This is a genomic window from Aeromicrobium ginsengisoli (genome assembly GCF_004134905.2).
In the GTDB taxonomy this organism is placed as follows: domain Bacteria; phylum Actinomycetota; class Actinomycetes; order Propionibacteriales; family Nocardioidaceae; genus Aeromicrobium; species Aeromicrobium ginsengisoli.
In genome coordinates this window covers 166,230-183,936 of the sequence record NZ_SDPQ02000003.1, presented here as the reverse complement: position 1 = coordinate 183,936, position 17,707 = coordinate 166,230, and the positions used below count along the sequence as shown (strand labels likewise).

Here is a 17,707-nt window from a genome sequence, read left to right as displayed (position 1 = left end):
TCTCGGGGAAGGGGGCGCGTATGTGGCGCCGATTCATGCTCGTGCTCGTCCCGCTCGTGGTGGGAGCTGCGCTGCTGGCATCGCCTGCTGCGGCCGGCGATCCGCCGATCACCCTGCCCTCGAGCCCCAAGGGCCTGCCCGCACCGGTGACCCTGCCGGCCGGCGTCGATCCCGCATCGCCCTACCTGCCTCAGGTGTCGTGCAGCCCGGTCGACATGCCCGGCGTCGTCAAGCTGCGGGCACTGGTCCTCAAGACCTACGGCGAGGGCGGCGCCGGTGCGATCAGCCACGACTGCACCGAAGGCGTCTCGGAGCACAGCGAGGGCCGGGCGTGGGACTGGATGGTCGATGTCAGCGACACCAGCGAGCGCACGGCGGCGGCCAACTTCATCGGCTGGGCCACGGCCAACAGCGGTCGCAACGCCCGACGCCTCGGCATCATGTACATCATCTACAACAAGAAGATCTGGGCGGTCTACCGCGCCGCCGACGGCTGGCGGACGAGCTCGGGTCACACCGACCACGTGCACATCTCGTTCAGCTGGAACGGGGCTCGCGGCAACACGTCGTTCTGGACCGGTGAGGTCGGCACGATCGACCTGGGTCCGTGCGTTCGGTTCGCCGGCACGTACGGCGCCCGGACCAGCACCCCGCGAGCCGGGGCGTGCCCGCGCACCGCGTCGCTGCTCAAGAAGACGTCGCGGGCCGATCGGGCCTACGGGCACACCGGCGCCACCGTCACGAAGGCGCAGGGTCTGCTCGGGGTCGCCAGGACCGGGAAGTTCGACATGGCCACGTGGAAGGCGGTCAACGCGTACCAGCGAGCTCACGACATCCCCTACACGGCTGCGCTGGACCAGCCGACCTGGGCGTCGCTGAGCCCGTCGAGCGTCACGAGCAACGCCGTCGCCGGCTACACGCAGCGCGAGGCCGTCGAGTACGGCGTCGCCACGTACTCCGGCAGCACGATCGCGCGCGGGTACGTCGGCCGGGCGGCGCTGTTCCTCCAGACCGCGCTGGGCATGCCGGCCGCCGACCGCAACGGCTACTTCAGCACCGTGACGCTCGCCGCGGTCAAGCGGCTGCAGGCATCGGCGGGGCTGACGCAGGACGGGATCGTCCGCGCCGAGGAGTGGCGGGCCATGGCGGACGCCCTCGGATGACGGGCGTCGGGACCCTCGTCCTGCCATGATGTGGCCATGACCCAGGACGAGTCGGCCGCGACCAACGAGCCCCACGAGGACGACGCGCTCGAGCGCAAGATCCGGGACCAGCCCAGCATCGCTCCGGGTGCGTGGGTCACGCGGATCGTCGTGGCGCTCGTGCTTCTCGCCGTCGCGTACGTCGGCTTCCGCATCTCGGCGGCGTTCTTCCCGCGCTGGTGGGCGCACCGGGTCGGCGACCAGGTCGGCGACAGCCTCACCAAGGGCACGCTCTGGGGGCTGTTCTACGGATTCGTGTTCACGTTCGTCCCACTCCTGCTGCTCTTCCAGATCCGCCGCCGCTTCTTCAACTGGACCTGGCGCATCGTCGTCGTGGTCGTCGCGCTGCTGCTGGCGGCGCCCAACTGGCTGACGCTCTCGGTCGTGGCCGGCAACAGCAAGGCGGCACACGCGGGGGAGCGGATCTTCGACGTCGAGGCGCCGGGCTTCCGCGCCGGGACGCTGAGCGGCGTCATCGCGGGTGCGGTGCTGGCGCTCATCATCACCGGCACGAGCATGCAGATGCGCCACCGCAAGAAGGAGGTCAAGCGCCTCCGCGGGGAGCGCGACGAGCTCAAGCGCGCTCAAGCCGATCAGGCGCGCGACGACGAATCGAGTTGACGTCGGCGGAGTCGCCTTCGATTTCCGTCGTGTGAACTCCTTGGATCGTATGCATCAAAGGTCTAGATTCATACCTCTGACCCGCGCTAGCATGCACCAACTTCTTATGAGAGTTGGGTGCATCACATGACAGATCAACTCAGCGCGGACGAAAAACGTCTCGCGGAGCTGGGCTACAAGCAGGAGCTCGACCGCTCGTGGTCCAGCTTCTCGAACTTCGCGATCTCGTTCTCGATCATCTCGATCCTCGCTGGCTGCTTCACGACGTTCGGCCAGGCCTGGAACAACGGTGGTCCGATCGCCATCTCCTGGGGCTGGCCGGTCATCTCGATCTTCATCCTCATCATCGGTTTCACGATGTCCGAGCTGGTCTCGGCCTACCCGACCTCAGGCGGGATCTACTGGTGGGCGTCCAAGATGGGTGGGCCTGCCGCAGGCTTCTTCACCGGCTGGCTCAACCTGATCGGCCTGCTGGCCGTGACGGCGTCGGTCGCCTACGGATGCGCAACGTTCCTCGACCTGACACTCAACACACTGAGCAGCAGCTGGGCCGACGGATACAGCCTGACCCGGGTGTTCATCCTGTTCGTCGTCATCCTGGCCGTCGCCGCGACGCTCAACATCTTCAGCGGTCACCTGCTGGCAGTGATCAACAACATCTCGGTCTGGTGGCACGTGGCTGGCGTCGCTATCGTCGTCCTGATCCTCGCCATCGTGCCCAAGACGCACATGGCGATCAGCGAGGTGTTCGGCGGCAAGGTCAACAACTCGGGGTACGCCGATGCGGCGTCCCACGGTGGGACGTACTGGTTCCTGGTCCTGCCGCTTGGCTTCTTGCTGACGCAGTACACGATCACCGGATTCGATGCCTCTGCACACCTCTCGGAAGAGACCCAGGGCGCTTCGGAGGCCGCGGCCAAGGGCATCTGGCGCTCCATCGCGTACTCGGCGATCGGCGGGTGGATCCTGCTCCTCGCCTTCTTGTTCGCGGTCCAGGACAAGGATGCGGTCACCAAGGGTGGCGGTGGCGTCGACTTGATCTTCGGCCAGGCGCTGGGCCAAGGCTGGCACGTCATCGTGCTGGCGATATCCGTCGCGGGTCAGTTCTTCTGCACGATCGCCTGCCTCACGAGCGCGTCGCGGATGACCTTCGCGTTCAGCCGTGACGGTGCGATCCCCGGCTCGAAGATCTGGTCCAAGGTGTCGGCATCGAAGGTTCCGGCCAACGCTGTCGTGTTCGTCGCCGTGATCGGCGCCATCATCACGCTGCCGGCCCTCATCGAGGTCGACATCAACGGTGCCCCGGTGCCGGTCGCGTTCTATGCCGTGGTCTCGGTCGCGGTCATCGGGCTCTACCTCGCGTTCCTCATTCCGATCTGGTTGCGCTGGAAGATGGGCGCCTCGTTCGTGCCCGGCAGCTGGAACAACGGGAGCAAGTACAAGTGGATGAATCTCGTTGCGGTGGCGGAGATCGCGATCATCTCGGTCTACTTCATCCTGCCGTTCACCCCGGCTGCGGTCCCGTGGAACGACGACTTCTCGTGGAAGTTCGTCAACTACGCGCCGATCCTGACGTTCGGCACGCTGCTCGCGCTGACGATCTGGTGGCACGTCTCGGCCAAGAAGTGGTTCACGGGTCCGAAGCACACGATCGACACCGCGGTCGTGGAGGCGTTCGACGACTAGCCGCGAGGCGATACGGTCGGGCGTGTGAGGACGTTGCATGTCGATGACGAGGCGCTGGGCGGCAAGCCCGATCTCTCGACGACGGCGGACGACGGTCCCTCACACGCCCGCATCGCGTCGTGGCTCCTCGGCCGCATCGGGGCGGGCAAGGTGCGCGCCGACGACAAGCTCCCGCCCGAGGAGGAGCTCGCTGCCGGCCTGGGCGTGAGCCGGATGACACTGCGGCAGGCGCTCGGGTCGCTCGAGGCCCGTGGCTACATCGAGCGCCGGCGGGGTCGCTCCGGCGGCAACTTCGTCCGCGAGCCACGCATCGAGGTCGACCTCAGCGGGTTGCCCGGTTTCACCGAGCTGATGCGGCGGGCCAACGTACGCGCAGGAGCCCGGATCGTGCGGGCCGGGATCATCACGGCATCCGCGGAGATCACGACGGCACTTGAGCTGGGTCGCCAGCGCGACGTCATCGAGGTGGTCCGCGTGCGCTCTGCGCGACGAGTGCCGCTCGCGCTCGAGGAGACGTACCTCCCGGCGCACCTGTTCCCCGGATTCCTCGATCGCAGCCTCACCGGATCGCTCTACGGTCTGATGCGCGAGCACTATGGCCTGGCGCCCCACAGCGCCAAGGAGTGGCTCGAGCCCGAGATCTCGTCGCCGGAGCACGCGCAGCTGCTCGAGGTCGAGCCCGGCTCAGCCCTGATGCTCGTGACCCGCAAGGCGTCGACCGTGGCGGGGGTGCCGGTCGAGTTCGCCCGCGACCGCTATCGCCCTGATCGCACCCGGATCAGCCTCCACACCGGCATCGACCCCGGCTCGTCCCCCGAGCTCACGGTCGAACCGACCTAGTCCTCACCTCCTCACTGCGAGCGGTGGATTCTCCACCAAATGAGCCGCCAGACGGTGGAGAATCCACCGCCACGCCGCAGGAGCGCCATCGTCTAGACCTTTTGGTTCGGGCGCGGGTAGGGTGCGTGAATGGTCGACATCGAGGGGGTGCTGGACCAGGTGCCGGTGCTCGCGGCCTCGCCGCGGACCGTCGAGGAGCTCTCGGGTGGACTGACCAACCAGAACCTCAAGGTCACGACGCCGACGGGTGAGTACGTCGTACGCCTCGCCCGCAGCGACAGCTCGCTGCTCGGGATCGACCGTGCCGCCGAGTCCTACAACACCAAGGCGGCCGAGGCGTCGGGTGCCGGAGCGCCGTTCGTCGACTATCGCCCCGACCTCGGAGTGCTCGTCATCGGCTACGTCGGTGGCCGCAGCTACGTCAACGCGGACCTCCGCACACCCGGGACGATCCAGCGCGTCGCCGACGCGGTCAGGATGCTGCACTCCGGGCCGCGGTTCTCGACCGACTTCGACATGTTCATCCGCCAGCCGACCTACCTGCGCACGTGCGTCACCAAGGGCTTCCCGATCCCCGCCGACTACGTCTCGTACGGCGCGGACTTCCTGAGCATCCAAGGCGCGCTCGGCGCACGCCCGATGCCGACGGTGCCGTGCAACAACGACCTGCTCGCCGGCAACATCGTCGACGACGGCGAGCGCATCTGGCTGATCGACTACGACTACGCCGGCAACAACGACGCCTACTTCGAGCTCGGCAACTCGTGGACCGAGTGCGACCTCGACGACGAGCACCTCGCCGAGCTCGTCACGGCGTACGCCGGCCGTGAGGACCCGGCGCTGATCGCGCGGGCGCGGCTGCAGGCGACGGTGTCGCGCTACGGCTGGTCGCTCTGGGGCTTCATCCAGGCCGCGACCAACGACGACGACTTCGACTTCCACGGCTGGGGCCAGGAGCGGTTCGACAAGGCGGTCGCGGACTTCCGCAGCCCGGAGTTCGGCACCTGGCTCGAAGCGGTCACCGCATGATCCCCAGCCGGGCTCGGATCGTCATCATCGGCGGTGGTGTCATCGGTACGAGCGTCGCCTACCACCTGACGAAGTCCGGCGAGAGCGACGTCGTGCTGCTCGAGCAGGGCGAGCTGTCCTCGGGCACGACGTGGCATGCGGCCGGGCTCGTCGGCCAGCTTCGCGCGACTCAAGCCGGCACGACACTGGTGCAGTACAGCGCCTCGCTCTACGAGCAGCTCGAGGCCGAGGTGGGCCTGAGCTCGGGGTTCAAGCGGTGCGGCGGGGTCACCGTCGCCCGCACCGAGGACCGCATGGAGCAACTGCGCCGTACGGTCGCGACGGCCGCGGCGTACGACCTGGAGTGCGAGCTGCTCACGCCCGAGCAGGCCGGCGAGCGCTACCCGTTGCTCGAGACCGGCGACCTCGTCGGCGGCATCTGGCTGCCCGGTGACGGCACCGCCAACCCGACCGATCTCACCCAGGCGCTCGCCAGAGGTGCTCGACAGCGAGGCGCCACGGTCGTCGAGCACGTCCGTGTGACCGAGATCCTGGTCGACGGCGGCGCGGTCACCGGCGTGCGTACGGATCAGGGCGACATCGAGGCCGACATCGTCGTCAACTGCGCAGGCCAGTGGGCGCACCACCTCGCGGCGCAGATCGGCGTCACGGTGCCGCTGCACTCCGCTGAGCACTTCTACGTCGTGACGGACCAGATCGAGGGTGTCCGTCCCGACCTGCCGATCCTGCGCGACCCCGACGGCTACACGTACTTCAAGGAGGAGGTCGGCGGGCTCGTCGTCGGCGGCTTCGAGCCCGAGGCCAAGCCGTGGGTCGCGCCCGACCAGATCCCCTATCCGTTCGAGTTCCAGCTGCTCGACGAGGACTGGGACCACTTCCAGATCCTCATGGACAGCGCGCTGGAACGCATACCCGTGCTGCACGACACCGGCATCCGCAAGTTCTACAACGGGCCCGAGAGCTTCACGCCCGACAACCAGTTCATCCTCGGCGAGGCTCCGTCGGTCCGCGGGTTCTTCGTCGGTGCGGGCTTCAACTCCGTCGGCATCGCGTCGGCCGGTGGTGCCGGGCGCGCCCTCGCCGAGTGGATCCTCGAGGGTGAGCCGACGGTCGACCTGCTGGCGGTCGACATCCGCCGGTTCGCTCCGTTCCAGAACGACAAGGCCTACCTCCGTGCCCGGGTCACCGAGGTGCTGGGCCTGCACTACGCCGTGCCGTGGCCCAACCGCGAGTACGACACCGCTCGCCCGCTGCGGACCTCGCCGGTCTACGAGCGCCTCGCCGCCGCCAACGCCGGCTTCGGCAGCAAGATGGGCTGGGAGCGCGCCAACTTCTTCGCGCCGCCCGCGGTCGACCCCGCGATCCACTACGCCTGGGGCAAGCAGAACTGGTTGCCCTGGTCGGCGGCCGAGCAGCAGGCGTGCCGTGAGGACGTCGCGATCTTCGACCAGTCGTCGTTCTCCAAGTACGTCGTGCACGGCGCCGACGCCGAAGCAGCCTTGCAGTGGATCTGCAGCAACGACGTCGCGGTCGCCACTGACCAGACCGTCTACACCGCGCTGCTCAACGAGCGCGGCGGCTACGAGTCCGACCTCACCGTGACCCGCGTGCTCGACGACGAGTTCTTCCTCGTCGCGAGCTCAGCGACGACCGAGCGCGACCAGGACTGGATCCGGCGCAACATCCCGGCCGGGCTCGACGCGCAGGTCCACGACGTGACCGACAAGCTCGCCGTGTTCGGCCTCATGGGCCCGCGATCACGCGAGCTGCTGACCGGGCTCACCGAGGCCGACCTGGCCGAAGACGCGTTCCCGTTCGGCGCCAGCCGCGAGATCCAGCTCGCCGGGCTCACGGTGCGGGCCACCCGGATCACGTACGTCGGAGAGCTCGGCTGGGAGCTGTACGTCCGCACACCCGACGCGCTGCAGCTCTACGACGCGCTCAAGGAGGCCGGCGCCGACCTCGGGCTGGTCGACGCCGGCTACTACGCGATCGAGTCGATGCGCCTCGAGAAGGGCTATCGAGCGTACGGCCGAGAGCTCACGCCCGAGGTCGATCCCGTCGAGGCCGGGCTGAGCTTCACCTGCAAGCTCGGCACCGACATCGACTTCCTCGGCCGCGCCGCCGTCGAGAAGGCCAAGGCCGCCGGGCCGTCGCGCCGCCTCGTCTCGTTCGCTCTCGAGGATCCAGAGGTCATGGTCTGGGGTGGCGAGCTGCTCGTACGCGAGGGCGTCGCCGCAGGTCAGGCCACCTCCGGCGCGTGGGGCGCAACCCTCCGCACCGGCGTGGGCCTCGCCTGGCTCCACGCGCCCGACGGAGCCACCGTCGACGCGGCCTACGTACGAGCCGGCGACTACCAGCTCGACGTCGGCGGTCGCCGCGTCCCCGTCACCGTCAGCCTCAAGCCCCTCTTCGATCCTTCAGGCGAAAAGCTCCGCCCTTCGTGACCGCGCCGTTGCCCGCCAACGCCAGGCCGTAGAAGACCCGCGGTGCGCCGTCGAGCGTGAGCGTCGTGCGTCGGTTGGTCACCGCAAGCGAGGTGCGCTGGCCGATCGCGTCGACCTGGCTCGCACTCGTGCCCGACGTCGCGACCGTCAGGCTGGTCTTGGTGGGCCACGGATCGACCCAGACCTCCGGGGCCGGGAAGTTGCGCTCGGGCGAGGGCGCGTGGTCCTGGTTGAGGATGTAGCCGTCCGCCCGGTTCCACAGCACGGCAGCGTGCCCGTCGGGGGTGTCGAACAGCAGGCCCTTGGTCTTCGGGTCGTCGAACGCCAGCGGCCCGAGGTAGGTCGCCTGGTCGAACGTCCGTGCGGCCGTGGCGTACGCCAGCAGCGAGGGCTTGGCGCTGACATCGCGGTTCATCAGGCCGAAGTGGTACTCGACGTTGTCGGGATCGGCGGCCTGCGCATTGCCCAGCACGCTGTCGTGGAACTGGTACCAGCACACGGTGCGGATGCCCTCGGCCTTGGCCATGGCGAGGGTCAGGAAGACGTTCTCGGCGGCGTGCCGGTAGGTGTCGTTCCACCAGCCGTTGGGCCGCGTGCAGGCGTACGCCTCGGTCAGCCAGATCTCCTTGTCGCCGTAGTCGGCCATGAGCGCCTTGAGCTGGCGCAGGCCGCCGGCGAAGTTCCAGTAGCGGCCCTCGCTCGTGGCCTCGTAGGGCTCGGGCGGGTCGTAGTCGGGCGTGAAGTTGCCGCGGCCCGGGTGATAGGCGAAGCCGTCGATGAGGTCCCAACCACCGGCGGCGTGGAAGTTCTCGAGCCACGGCTTGTCCATGCCGGCCAGCCCGTTGTTGAGGATCTTGATGTCGGCCCCGATCGCGGCGCGCCGGTCGACGACCGGCCGCAGGGCCTTGTCGATGTAGGCCTGCGCGGCCACGCCGGTGTTGAAGGGCCGGTTGAGCTCGTTGCCGACCTCGAAGTAGGTCGCACCGGCGGCGACCGCGACCGCGAGCTTGTCCGCCGCCCACTGGGTCGCGACGGTGTCGGTGACGTCGAGGCTCGGCTGCAGCTCGACGTTGTGGAACATGCCGCGTTGGTCGAACGCCGAGGGCGGCAGGCCGGGTCCTCCGGCGTACGAGATGCGCACCCAGTTGATGCCGACCTTCTGCCACAGGTCGAGCAGCGCGGTCGCCGACGGCACCTGCAGCCACGGGTAGTTGGCGATGCCGAACATGCTCTGCTCGCCGGCGGCGTAGTCGGCCGGCGGGAGCACCGTCAGCGTCGTGCGCGCGAACGCCTCGTCGTCGCCGCTGGTGGCGGTGACCTCGGCCAGCGAGATGCCGTACGCCGGCGCGGGCAGGGTGAACGTGTGCTCCCAGGTCGAGGCGGCGGAGACCGGTGCCGTCACCGACTCGGTCGTCAGCGTCTCGCCGTTGAAGTCCTTGACCCACCACGAGAGCTCGACGTTGCGGGCGCTCGAGCTGCCGTTGGCGACGAGGGCCGTGACCGACATCGTCTGGCCGGCGGCGTCCCAGATGTTGAAGTCGCGGTCGGTCCACAGCTCGATGCCGAGCTCGCGGCTCGTGCCGATGACGGCGGTGGCCGACGGCCTCGTCTCGCTGAAGAAGAAGTCCGCCTGGCTGAGGAGGCTGCCGTCGGCCTGCGGCGTCGCCGAGCAGTGGATCCACGTCGTGTTGGTCCAGTCCTGCTTGGACCGCTCGAGCAGGAACATGCCGTGCAGTGCGCCCCACGTCGATGCGTGCGCGATGCCGGCGGTCTCCTCGTACGGGATGCCACCCCCTGCGTCGCGGACCCACTCGGTGATCGGGACGAATCGGTCGGGCTCGGTCGAGCCGACGATGGCCCGGCTGAACAGGAACCCGTCGGGGACCAGCGTCGAAGGACCCGTGGTGTGCCACTCGAGGTGCACGTGGTTGGTCGACACCCAGAACAGGCCGTACACCGTCGTGGCTCCTGCGGCGGCCGGCATGACGTAGTCCATGCGGATCGCCTGGGTGCCGTCCGGCAGCGTGACGAGGCTCGGTGTGCCGCCGGTCGAGATCTGGATGCCCGCGACGCTGTCCTTGACCTGGAACTTGGACCCCTGCGAGCGGATCACGCCGGCGGCGTCGCGGATCGCGAGGCGGCCTCCGGGGCTCGCGAGGATGCTGACGCCGCTCGCGCTCAGTGTCACGTCGCCGGCCGCCGCGGTGGCCGCGACGACCCGACTCGGCTCGGCGACGAGGAGCACCCCGGCGGCGAACGTCGCGCCGAGGAAACCGCGTCGGGACAAGGGGGATCGTTGGGGCTCGGACGTCATGATCATCTCCTGAGAGGCAGGAAGGCCTGCCGTTCCACGCCCATTTGATAATCCCTATTAGCGATGAGCGTGGGTGTCATGCTGCGCGGGGTTACGGGAATGTGTCAAGGGGGTTGCGTGATCTGAAAATACGTATTAGCGTCTCGCCCTATTCGTACGGACGAGGGACGGGATCGGCATGGCACCCAAGGCGCGCAATGTGACGCAGCGTGAGATCGCCCGCATCGCGGGGGTCAGTCAGACGACCGTCTCGATGGTCCTCAACGACCGCGACGGCTCCAACGTGCGCATCCCCGAAGCCACCCGCGAGCGGGTCAAGCGGGCGATCGAGCAGTCGACCTACGTCGCCGATCCGGCCGCGCGCCGCCTGGCCGGCCTCGACAACCAGATCATGGGCGTCTTCACGTACGAGGCGGCGCTGTCCCCCGAGAGCATGGACTTCTACGGCCCCCTGCTCAACGGCCTCGAGCGGGCTGCCGAACAGGTCGGCTGCGACCTGTTGTTCTTCACCAGCTCACCGGTCGAGGACGGCACGCGCAGTCTCTTCCACCGCAAGACCCGGCTCCGCCTCGCTGACGGCTGCATCCTGTTGGGCCAGCAGATGGACGGCGACGACCTCAAGCGGCTCGTCGACGAGGAGTTCCCGTTCGTCGCCGTCGGCCGTCGCGACGAGACGACCGCCAAGGTGCCGTACGTCGGCATCGACTACGTCAGCCTCACCGCGGAGCTGATCGCCCGGGCTGCTGAACTCGGCCACCGCGAGGCGCTCTACGTCCACCGCGGCCGCAACAGCCCCACGGCTCGTGACCGGCTCCAGGAGATCCACACGTCGAATGCGTCGGGCGGCCCGCGCTTCACGCTGGTGGACGGCGTCGACACGATCGTCGAGGACCTCGCCCGGACCGGCGCCACCTTGGTGTTCGCCGAGGACGCGTTCCTCGCCGAGGACGTGGCCCTCGCACTCGGCAAGGCCGGCACGGTCGTGCCCGAGCAGGTCTCTCTGACGGCTCTCGGCGAGGTCAGGGGTCATCGCGTCAACGGTCACCCGCTGTCGGGCTTCCAGGTGCCGCGCCAGCAGGTCGCCGCCGAGGCGCTCAACCTGCTGCAGCAGCTCATCACGACGCCGTCGGACGAGTGGGCCGGGCTCGACACCCAGCTCCTGCTCGCAGGGCAGCTCGAGCTCGGCGAGACGTTGGTCGGACGGGCATGACTCACCTCAACACCGACGTCGCCGTCATCGGCGGCGGGCTCGGCGGCGTCGCGGCCGCCCTCGCCGTCCTGCGTCGCGGCCAGCGCGTCGTGCTGACCGAGCAGTACGCCTGGCTCGGCGGCCAGCTCACCTCCCAGGGCGTGCCGCCCGACGAGCACATCTGGGTCGAGCAGTTCGGCGTCACCGCCGGCTATCGCGCGCTGCGCGAGGGCATCCGTCGCTACTACCGCGACCACTATCCGCTGACCGACCTCGCCCGGCGAGACCTCCAGCTCAACCCCGGGCGGGGTCGCGTCAGCAGGCTCTGTCACGAGCCGCGGGTCGCGCTCGCGGTGATCACGCAGCTCCTGGCGCCGCACCTCTCGAGCGGCCGGCTCACGATCCTGCAGCCGTACGTCCCGGTGGCCGTCGAGGTCGCCGACGACGTGGTCGGCTCGGTGACGCTGGCGCACCTCCACACCGGTGACGAGGTCGTGGTCGAGGCCGCGATGGTGCTCGACGCGACCGAGACCGGCGACCTGCTCCCGCTGACCGGCACGGCGTACGTCATCGGCACCGAGTCGCGCGCCGAGACCGGCGAGCCGAGCGCACCCGAGACCGCGGATCCCGGCAACGTGCAGTCGATCGCCTGGTGCTTCGCGTTCGACCACGAGGAGGGCGCCGACCACACGATCGAGCGTCCCGCGACGTACGACTACTGGCGGACCTACCAGCCTTCGTTCTGGGGCGACACGATGCTGTCGTTCACGGCGCCGCACCCGCGCACCCTGACGCCCGAGGTGCGTACGCTCCACGTCAACCCCAAGCTGACCGCGGGTGCGCCGGAGGATCCGCGCTACGACGCGGGTGACAGCGACCTGTGGGAGTTCCGGCGGATCGCCGCCCGCGCGACGTTCCAGCGCGGAGCGTACGAGAGCGACATCGTGCTCGCCAACTGGCCACAGTTGGACTACCTCGGCGGCTCGATCGTCGACAACGCCGACCGTGAGACGCACCTGGCCGCGGCCAAGGAGCAGTCGAGGTCGTTCTTCTACTGGCTGCAGACCGAGGCGCCGCGCCCCGACGGTGGCACCGGCTGGCCCGGCCTGCGGCTGCGCGGCGACGTGCTCGGCAGCGCCGACGGCTTCGCCCAGGCCCCCTACATCCGGGAGTCGCGCCGCATCCGGGCGATGAAGACCGTCGTGGAGCAGGACGTCTCGGTCCGCGTCCGCGGTCACGCCGGCCCGGCGACGTTCGACGACTCGGTCGGGATCGGGATGTATCGCATCGACCTGCACCCCTCGACCGGCGGCGACAACTACATCGACGTCGAGTGCGCGCCGTTCGAGATCCCGCTGGGCGCTCTCGTGCCGGTCGCGACCAAGAACCTGCTGCCGGCCGCCAAGAACATCGGCACGACGCACATCACGAACGGCGCCTACCGGCTGCACCCCGTCGAGTGGAACATCGGCGAGTCCGCCGGTGAGCTCGCGACGTTCTGCCTGGAGCGATCGATTCTTCCGAGAGATGTCGTCTCGGTACCCGAGCTGGTCCGCCAGTTCCAAACCCGCCTCGTCGAGGCGGGGGTTGAAATCCATTGGCCCGAGATCCTCGGCTACTGAAGGAAGAACCCATGAAGACAACGAAGAAGCTGGTCAGGGTCGCTGCCCTGGCTGCTGCCGTCGCGATGGTGGTGTCCGCGTGCAGCGGCTCCGACTCCGGTGGCGGCGAGTCCGGACCGGGCAGCGTGAAGCTCCGCATGACGGTCTGGACCGCCGACGAGGCGCAGCTCGCGCTGTTCAACAAGATCGCCGACGCCTACAAGGCCGACCACAAGGAGATCACGTCGATCACGTTCGACAGCCTCCCGTTCCCGGAGTACAACACGACGCTGACGACGCAGATCGCCGGTGGCAACTCGCCCGACCTGGCGTGGATGGGCGACCTGTCGAAGGACCTCATCGCGTCGGACGCCCTCGTGCCGCTGACCGACAAGCTGAAGGACACGGCCGGCTGGAACTACGACGACCTGCTCGGCAGCGTCACGTCGGAGTACACCGAGGACGGCAAGCTCTACGCCTACCCGTTCTCCAACTCGCCGTTCGGCCTCTACGTCAACAAGGACCTGCTCGCCAAGGCCAAGCAGACCGTCGACCCCGCGAACCTCACGTGGGACGAGGTCTCCAAGATCGGCTCGGCGGTCAACAAGGCCACCGGCAAGGGTGGCTTCGTGATCCGCGACTTCGACTATGCCAACTGGCAGACCCTGGCGACGGTCTGGACCGGGTTCGGCGCCTCGGCGTGGAGCAAGGACGGCAAGACGTGCGAGTTCGACAGCGACAAGATGGTCGATGCGTTCCAGTTCCTGCACGACGCGATCTACGTGGACAAGTCGATGCCCGGACCCGGCACGACGGCCGACTTCTTCGCCGGTGACTCGGCGTTCACGGTCGCCCAGGTGTCGCGCGCCTCGCTGCTCGACGGCTCGTTCAAGTACGACGTCCTCCCGCTGCCTGCGGGTCCGGCCGGCAAGGCCTCGGTGCTCGGCCAGGCTGGCGTCGGTGTGCTCAAGTCCAGCAAGCACGTGGACGAGGCGACCGACTTCCTCGCGTACCTGACCAACCCCGAGAACGCCGCCAAGCTGGCGCAGTTCTTCCCGCCGCCGCGCAAGTCCCTGCTGTCGGGCAAGGCGCTCGCCACGAACAACCCGAAGCTCAACGCCGCACAGCTGCAGAGCGTCGTCGTGGACCAGCTGGCTGACGCAGTGACCCTGCCGAACCACACGAGCCCGGCCGAGATCGCCCAAAAGGGCAAGACGGCGCTCGACGCGATGTGGAAGCCCGATGCCGACGTCAAGCAGGTGCTGACCTCGGTCTGCTCCGCGATCGATCCGCTGCTCGCGAAGTGACGACGTTGACCACGCGCTCGGGGGCCAGGGGGGCATCGGTCGATGCCCCCCTGGGGGCGCCGGCGCGCAGGAAGCGGTTCTGGACGCTGTCGCGCCGCGACGCGCTGACGGGCTACCTCTTCGTCGCGCCACAGCTCCTCGGCGTGCTGGTCTTCGTGATCTTCCCGGTCGGGCTGGCGATCTACTACAGCCTCAACGACTGGAACGTCTTCACCGGCGACCTCGACTTCGTCGGCGGCAAGAACTACGCGCAGCTGCTCGACGACCCGCAGCTGCCCAAGGTCCTCGGCGCGACGGCGATCTTCTCGATCGGCGTCGTGGTGCTCAACATCGCCCTCGGCCTCGGCCTGGCGGTGATGCTCAACCGGAGGTTCCGCGGCGTGACGTTCTTCCGCACGTTGTTCTTCTCCCCCGTCGTGGTCTCGGTCGTCGCGTGGACGCTGGTGTGGGGCTTCCTCCTGCAGGACAACGGCGGCATCAACGGCGTGCTCGAGCAGGTGGGCATCTCGGGGCCCAACTGGCTGCAGAGCGGCGACACCGCGATGATCGCGGTCGTCGTGACCCAGGTGGTGCGCAGCGTCGGCGTCAACATGGTGCTGTTCCTGTCAGCGCTGCAGGGCGTGCCCAGCGAGCTCCACGAAGCCGCCCGCATCGACGGGGCGAGCAACCGCAAGATCTTCACGAGCATCACCCTCCCGCTGATCTCGCCGACCCTGTTGCTGACGGCGATCATCACGATCGTCGGAGCGCTCCAGGCGTTCGCCCAGATCGCGGTGCTGACCAAGGGCGGACCGGAGCTGTCGACGACGGTGCTCGTCTACTACGTCTTCCAGCAGGCGTTCTCGTTCAATGACATCGGCTACGGCTCGACGCTGGCGCTGATGCTGCTGACGTTCGTCATGATCCTGACGGTGCTGCAGTGGCAGCTCCGCAGAAAGTGGGTCTTCTATGAGGACTGAGACCGCGTTGCGGGTCGACCTGCCCCGCGTCATCGAGCCCCGCGTACGCCCGCGGGACCGCGCCGCGATCGGCCGGCGGATCGCGCTCTACGTCGCCCTGATCGTCATGGCCCTGCCGTTCGCGGTGCCGACGATCTGGATGATCGCGTCGTCGTTCAAGCCGCTCAGCGAGATCTTCGCGTCGCCGCCGACGATCTTCACCGACTCGCCGACGCTCGCCGGCTACCGCGAGGCGTTCGACTTCCAGCCGTTCGCCCGGCAGTACTTCAACAGCGTCTACATCGCGGTGCTCGTCACGATGATCACGATGTTCGTCTCGAGCCTCGCCGGCTACGCGTTCGCGCGGATCAAGTTCCCCGGCCAGAACCTGCTGTTCCTCGTCGTCCTGATCGGGCTGCTGGTGCCGAGCGAGGTCACGATCGTGCCGCTGTTCCAGATGTTCAAGAACCTCGGCATGATCAACACGCACTGGCCGCTGATCCTGGTCACCTCGCTCGCGGCGCCGTGCGTCCTGGCGACGTTCATCATGCGGCAGTTCTTCATCGCGCTCCCCGGTGAGCTCGAGGAGGCGGCTCGGCTCGACGGCCTCGGCCAGGTCGGCATCTGGTGGCAGATCTTCCTGCCGCTGGCCAAGCCCGCGCTGTCGGCCGTCGCGATCCTGACGTTCCTCGCGTCGTGGAACCTCTACCTCGAGCCGACGGTCTACATCACGTCGCCCGACCTGTTCACGCTGCCGCAGGCGCTGACCCGCTACACCGATGCGTACGGTGGCGAGATGTGGAACACCCAGCTCGCCGCGGCGACGATGACGGTGGCCCCGGTGCTGGCGGTCTTCCTCATCGCGCAGAAGCAGTTCGTCGAAGGGTTGGCGCACTCTGGGCTCAAGGGATGACGCCGCCGGACTGGTGGCGCACGGCGGTGGTCTACGAGGTCTATCCGCGCAGCTTCCGTGACGCCGACGGCGACGGGGCGGGTGACCTCGAAGGCGTACGCGCCGGCCTGCCCTACCTGGAGAGCCTCGGCGTCGACGCGATCTGGTTCACGCCCTGGTACGTGTCGCCGTTGGCTGATGGCGGCTACGACGTGCAGGACTATCGACGGATCGACCCGGTCTTCGGGACGTTGGAGCAGGCCGAGGCGTTGATCGCCGAGGCGCGCGAGCGCGGGATCCGCACGATCATCGACGTCGTGCCCAACCACGTGTCGGACCGGCACCCGTGGTTCGTCGAGGCGTTGGCGTCACCGCCGGGCTCGGAGGCGCGCCAGCGGTTCTGGTTCCACCCCGGCAAGGGGCCCGGCGGCGCCGAGCCGCCGACGCACTGGAAGAACAACTTTGGCGGTGACGTGTGGACCCGCACCACGAACGCGGACGGTTCGCCGGGGGAGTGGTACCTGCACCTGTTCGCCGCCGAGCAGCCCGATCTCAACTGGACGCACCCCGATGTCGTACGGGAGCACGAGGACATCCTGAGGTTCTGGTTCGACCGCGGGGTTGCCGGCATACGCATCGACTCCGCGGCGCACATCATGAAGGACCCCGCGCTGCCGGAGGACGACGGCACACACGCGCCGGGAGCGCACCCCAACCTCGACCGCGACGAGGTGCACGACATCTACCGCCGGTGGAGGGCGGTCGCCGACTCGTACGACGAACCGCGAATCCTGGTCGGCGAGGTGTGGCTGCCCGATGCCGAGCGGTTCGCTCGCTACCTCGCCGCCGACGAGATGCACACGGCATTCAACTTCGACCTCATGACGCGGGCGTGGGATGCCGCGGAGCTGCGGGCGTCGATCGACCTGATGATCGCGGCGCACGAGCCGGTCGGTGCGCCGTGCACGTGGGTGCTGTCCAACCACGACGTGACCCGGCCGGTGACCCGCTATGGCCGTGTGGACACCTCGTTCGACTTCGACACCAAGGCGTGGGGCGTGCCGACCGACGAGGTGCTGGGCCTGCGCCGGGCCCGCGCGGCGGCGCTGCTGATCGCGGCGCTGCCGGGGTCGTTGTACGTCTATCAGGGCGACGAGCTGGGGCTGCCGGAGGTCGAGGACCTTGACCGCAGCGAGCTGCAGGACCCGATGTACTTCCGTACGGGCGGCGCAAGTCCGGGGCGGGACGGCTGCCGGGTGCCGTTGCCGTGGAGCGGAGACGAGCAGCCGTTCGGGTTCTCGCCGTCCGGCACGAAGACCTGGCTGACGCAGCCCGACGGCTGGCGCGCGCTCTCGGTCGAGGCCCAGGAAGCCGACCCCGACTCGACGCTCAACCTCTATCGCGCGTGCCTCGGCATCCGCCGGAACGAGCCGGACCTGCACACCGCCGCGATGTCGTGGCTGGACCGTGGCCCGTCGGTGCTCGCGTTCCGACGGGGCCCGGTCGTGTCGCTGACCAACTTCGGCGCGGAGCCCGTCGAGCTGGACCCGGCGTGGTCCGTCTTCCTCGCCAGCGACCCGCTCGTCGACGGGCTCGTGCCGGCCGACACGACGGTCTGGGCCCGCCCCGCCTGAGCTCGTT

At 68.7% G+C, this 17,707-nt stretch carries 13 protein-coding genes; 12 read left to right on the top strand and 1 reads right to left on the bottom strand.

The features are described from left to right. Positions 1–20: 20 nt before the first annotated feature. The 6 genes from ESP70_RS13950 (at position 21) to ESP70_RS13925 (ending at position 7,825) form a co-directional block, all read left to right on the top strand. The gene (locus ESP70_RS13950; protein WP_149689932.1) at positions 21–1,163 is read left to right on the top strand and encodes a peptidoglycan-binding domain-containing protein; all 1,143 of its coding nucleotides are present in this window, start codon (positions 21–23) and stop codon (positions 1,161–1,163) included. 36 nt (positions 1,164–1,199) lie between these two features. Beyond that, on the top strand, positions 1,200–1,823 hold the full coding sequence (locus ESP70_RS13945) for a hypothetical protein (protein WP_149689931.1): 624 nt from the start codon (positions 1,200–1,202) through the stop codon (positions 1,821–1,823). A gap of 126 nt (positions 1,824–1,949) precedes the next feature. After that, positions 1,950–3,509 carry an amino acid permease gene (locus ESP70_RS13940; protein WP_149689930.1) on the top strand — a complete coding sequence of 520 codons (1,560 nt, stop codon included), beginning with the start codon at positions 1,950–1,952 and terminating at the stop codon, positions 3,507–3,509. A gap of 24 nt (positions 3,510–3,533) precedes the next feature. Beyond that, entirely contained in the window at positions 3,534–4,349 is an 816-nt protein-coding gene (locus ESP70_RS13935) for a GntR family transcriptional regulator (RefSeq protein WP_149689929.1), read from the top strand. A gap of 129 nt (positions 4,350–4,478) precedes the next feature. Then, the gene (locus ESP70_RS13930; protein ID WP_149689928.1) at positions 4,479–5,378 is read left to right on the top strand and encodes a phosphotransferase; all 900 of its coding nucleotides are present in this window, start codon (positions 4,479–4,481) and stop codon (positions 5,376–5,378) included. Beyond that, positions 5,375–7,825, top strand: coding sequence for a GcvT family protein (locus ESP70_RS13925; RefSeq protein WP_149689927.1), 2,451 nt, complete (start codon positions 5,375–5,377; stop codon positions 7,823–7,825). The genes ESP70_RS13930 and ESP70_RS13925 overlap by 4 nt, the downstream gene beginning before the upstream one ends. On the opposite strand, the gene ESP70_RS13920 is transcribed toward ESP70_RS13925, so the two are convergent. Then, positions 7,779–10,112 carry a hypothetical protein gene (locus ESP70_RS13920; protein WP_223148738.1) on the bottom strand — a complete coding sequence of 778 codons (2,334 nt, stop codon included), beginning with the start codon at positions 10,110–10,112 and terminating at the stop codon, positions 7,779–7,781. The genes ESP70_RS13925 and ESP70_RS13920 overlap by 47 nt on opposite strands. A 205-nt stretch (positions 10,113–10,317) precedes the next feature. Between ESP70_RS13920 and ESP70_RS13915 the strand changes: the two genes are divergently transcribed. From ESP70_RS13915 to ESP70_RS13890, 6 genes are read left to right on the top strand one after another with little or no spacing between them, the layout of a single operon-like run. Beyond that, positions 10,318–11,349, top strand: a complete 1,032-nt coding sequence (locus ESP70_RS13915; protein ID WP_149689925.1) for a LacI family DNA-binding transcriptional regulator — start codon at positions 10,318–10,320, stop codon at positions 11,347–11,349. Then, positions 11,346–12,950 (top strand): FAD-dependent oxidoreductase, encoded by a 1,605-nt coding sequence (locus tag ESP70_RS13910; protein ID WP_149689924.1) that lies wholly within the window; start codon positions 11,346–11,348, stop codon positions 12,948–12,950. The genes ESP70_RS13915 and ESP70_RS13910 overlap by 4 nt, the downstream gene beginning before the upstream one ends. Positions 12,951–12,961: 11 nt before the next feature. Further along, complete coding sequence (locus ESP70_RS13905) at positions 12,962–14,236, top strand: ABC transporter substrate-binding protein (RefSeq protein WP_149689923.1); 1,275 nt, start codon at positions 12,962–12,964, stop codon at positions 14,234–14,236. After that, a complete protein-coding gene (locus ESP70_RS13900) occupies positions 14,233–15,195 on the top strand; it encodes a carbohydrate ABC transporter permease (RefSeq protein WP_246162041.1) in 963 nt (320 codons plus the stop codon). The genes ESP70_RS13905 and ESP70_RS13900 overlap by 4 nt, the downstream gene beginning before the upstream one ends. Next, complete coding sequence (locus ESP70_RS13895) at positions 15,185–16,087, top strand: carbohydrate ABC transporter permease (RefSeq protein WP_149689922.1); 903 nt, start codon at positions 15,185–15,187, stop codon at positions 16,085–16,087. The genes ESP70_RS13900 and ESP70_RS13895 overlap by 11 nt, the downstream gene beginning before the upstream one ends. After that, positions 16,084–17,700, top strand: coding sequence for a glycoside hydrolase family 13 protein (locus ESP70_RS13890; protein ID WP_149689921.1), 1,617 nt, complete (start codon positions 16,084–16,086; stop codon positions 17,698–17,700). The genes ESP70_RS13895 and ESP70_RS13890 overlap by 4 nt, the downstream gene beginning before the upstream one ends. The last annotated feature ends 7 nt before the right edge of the window (positions 17,701–17,707 follow it).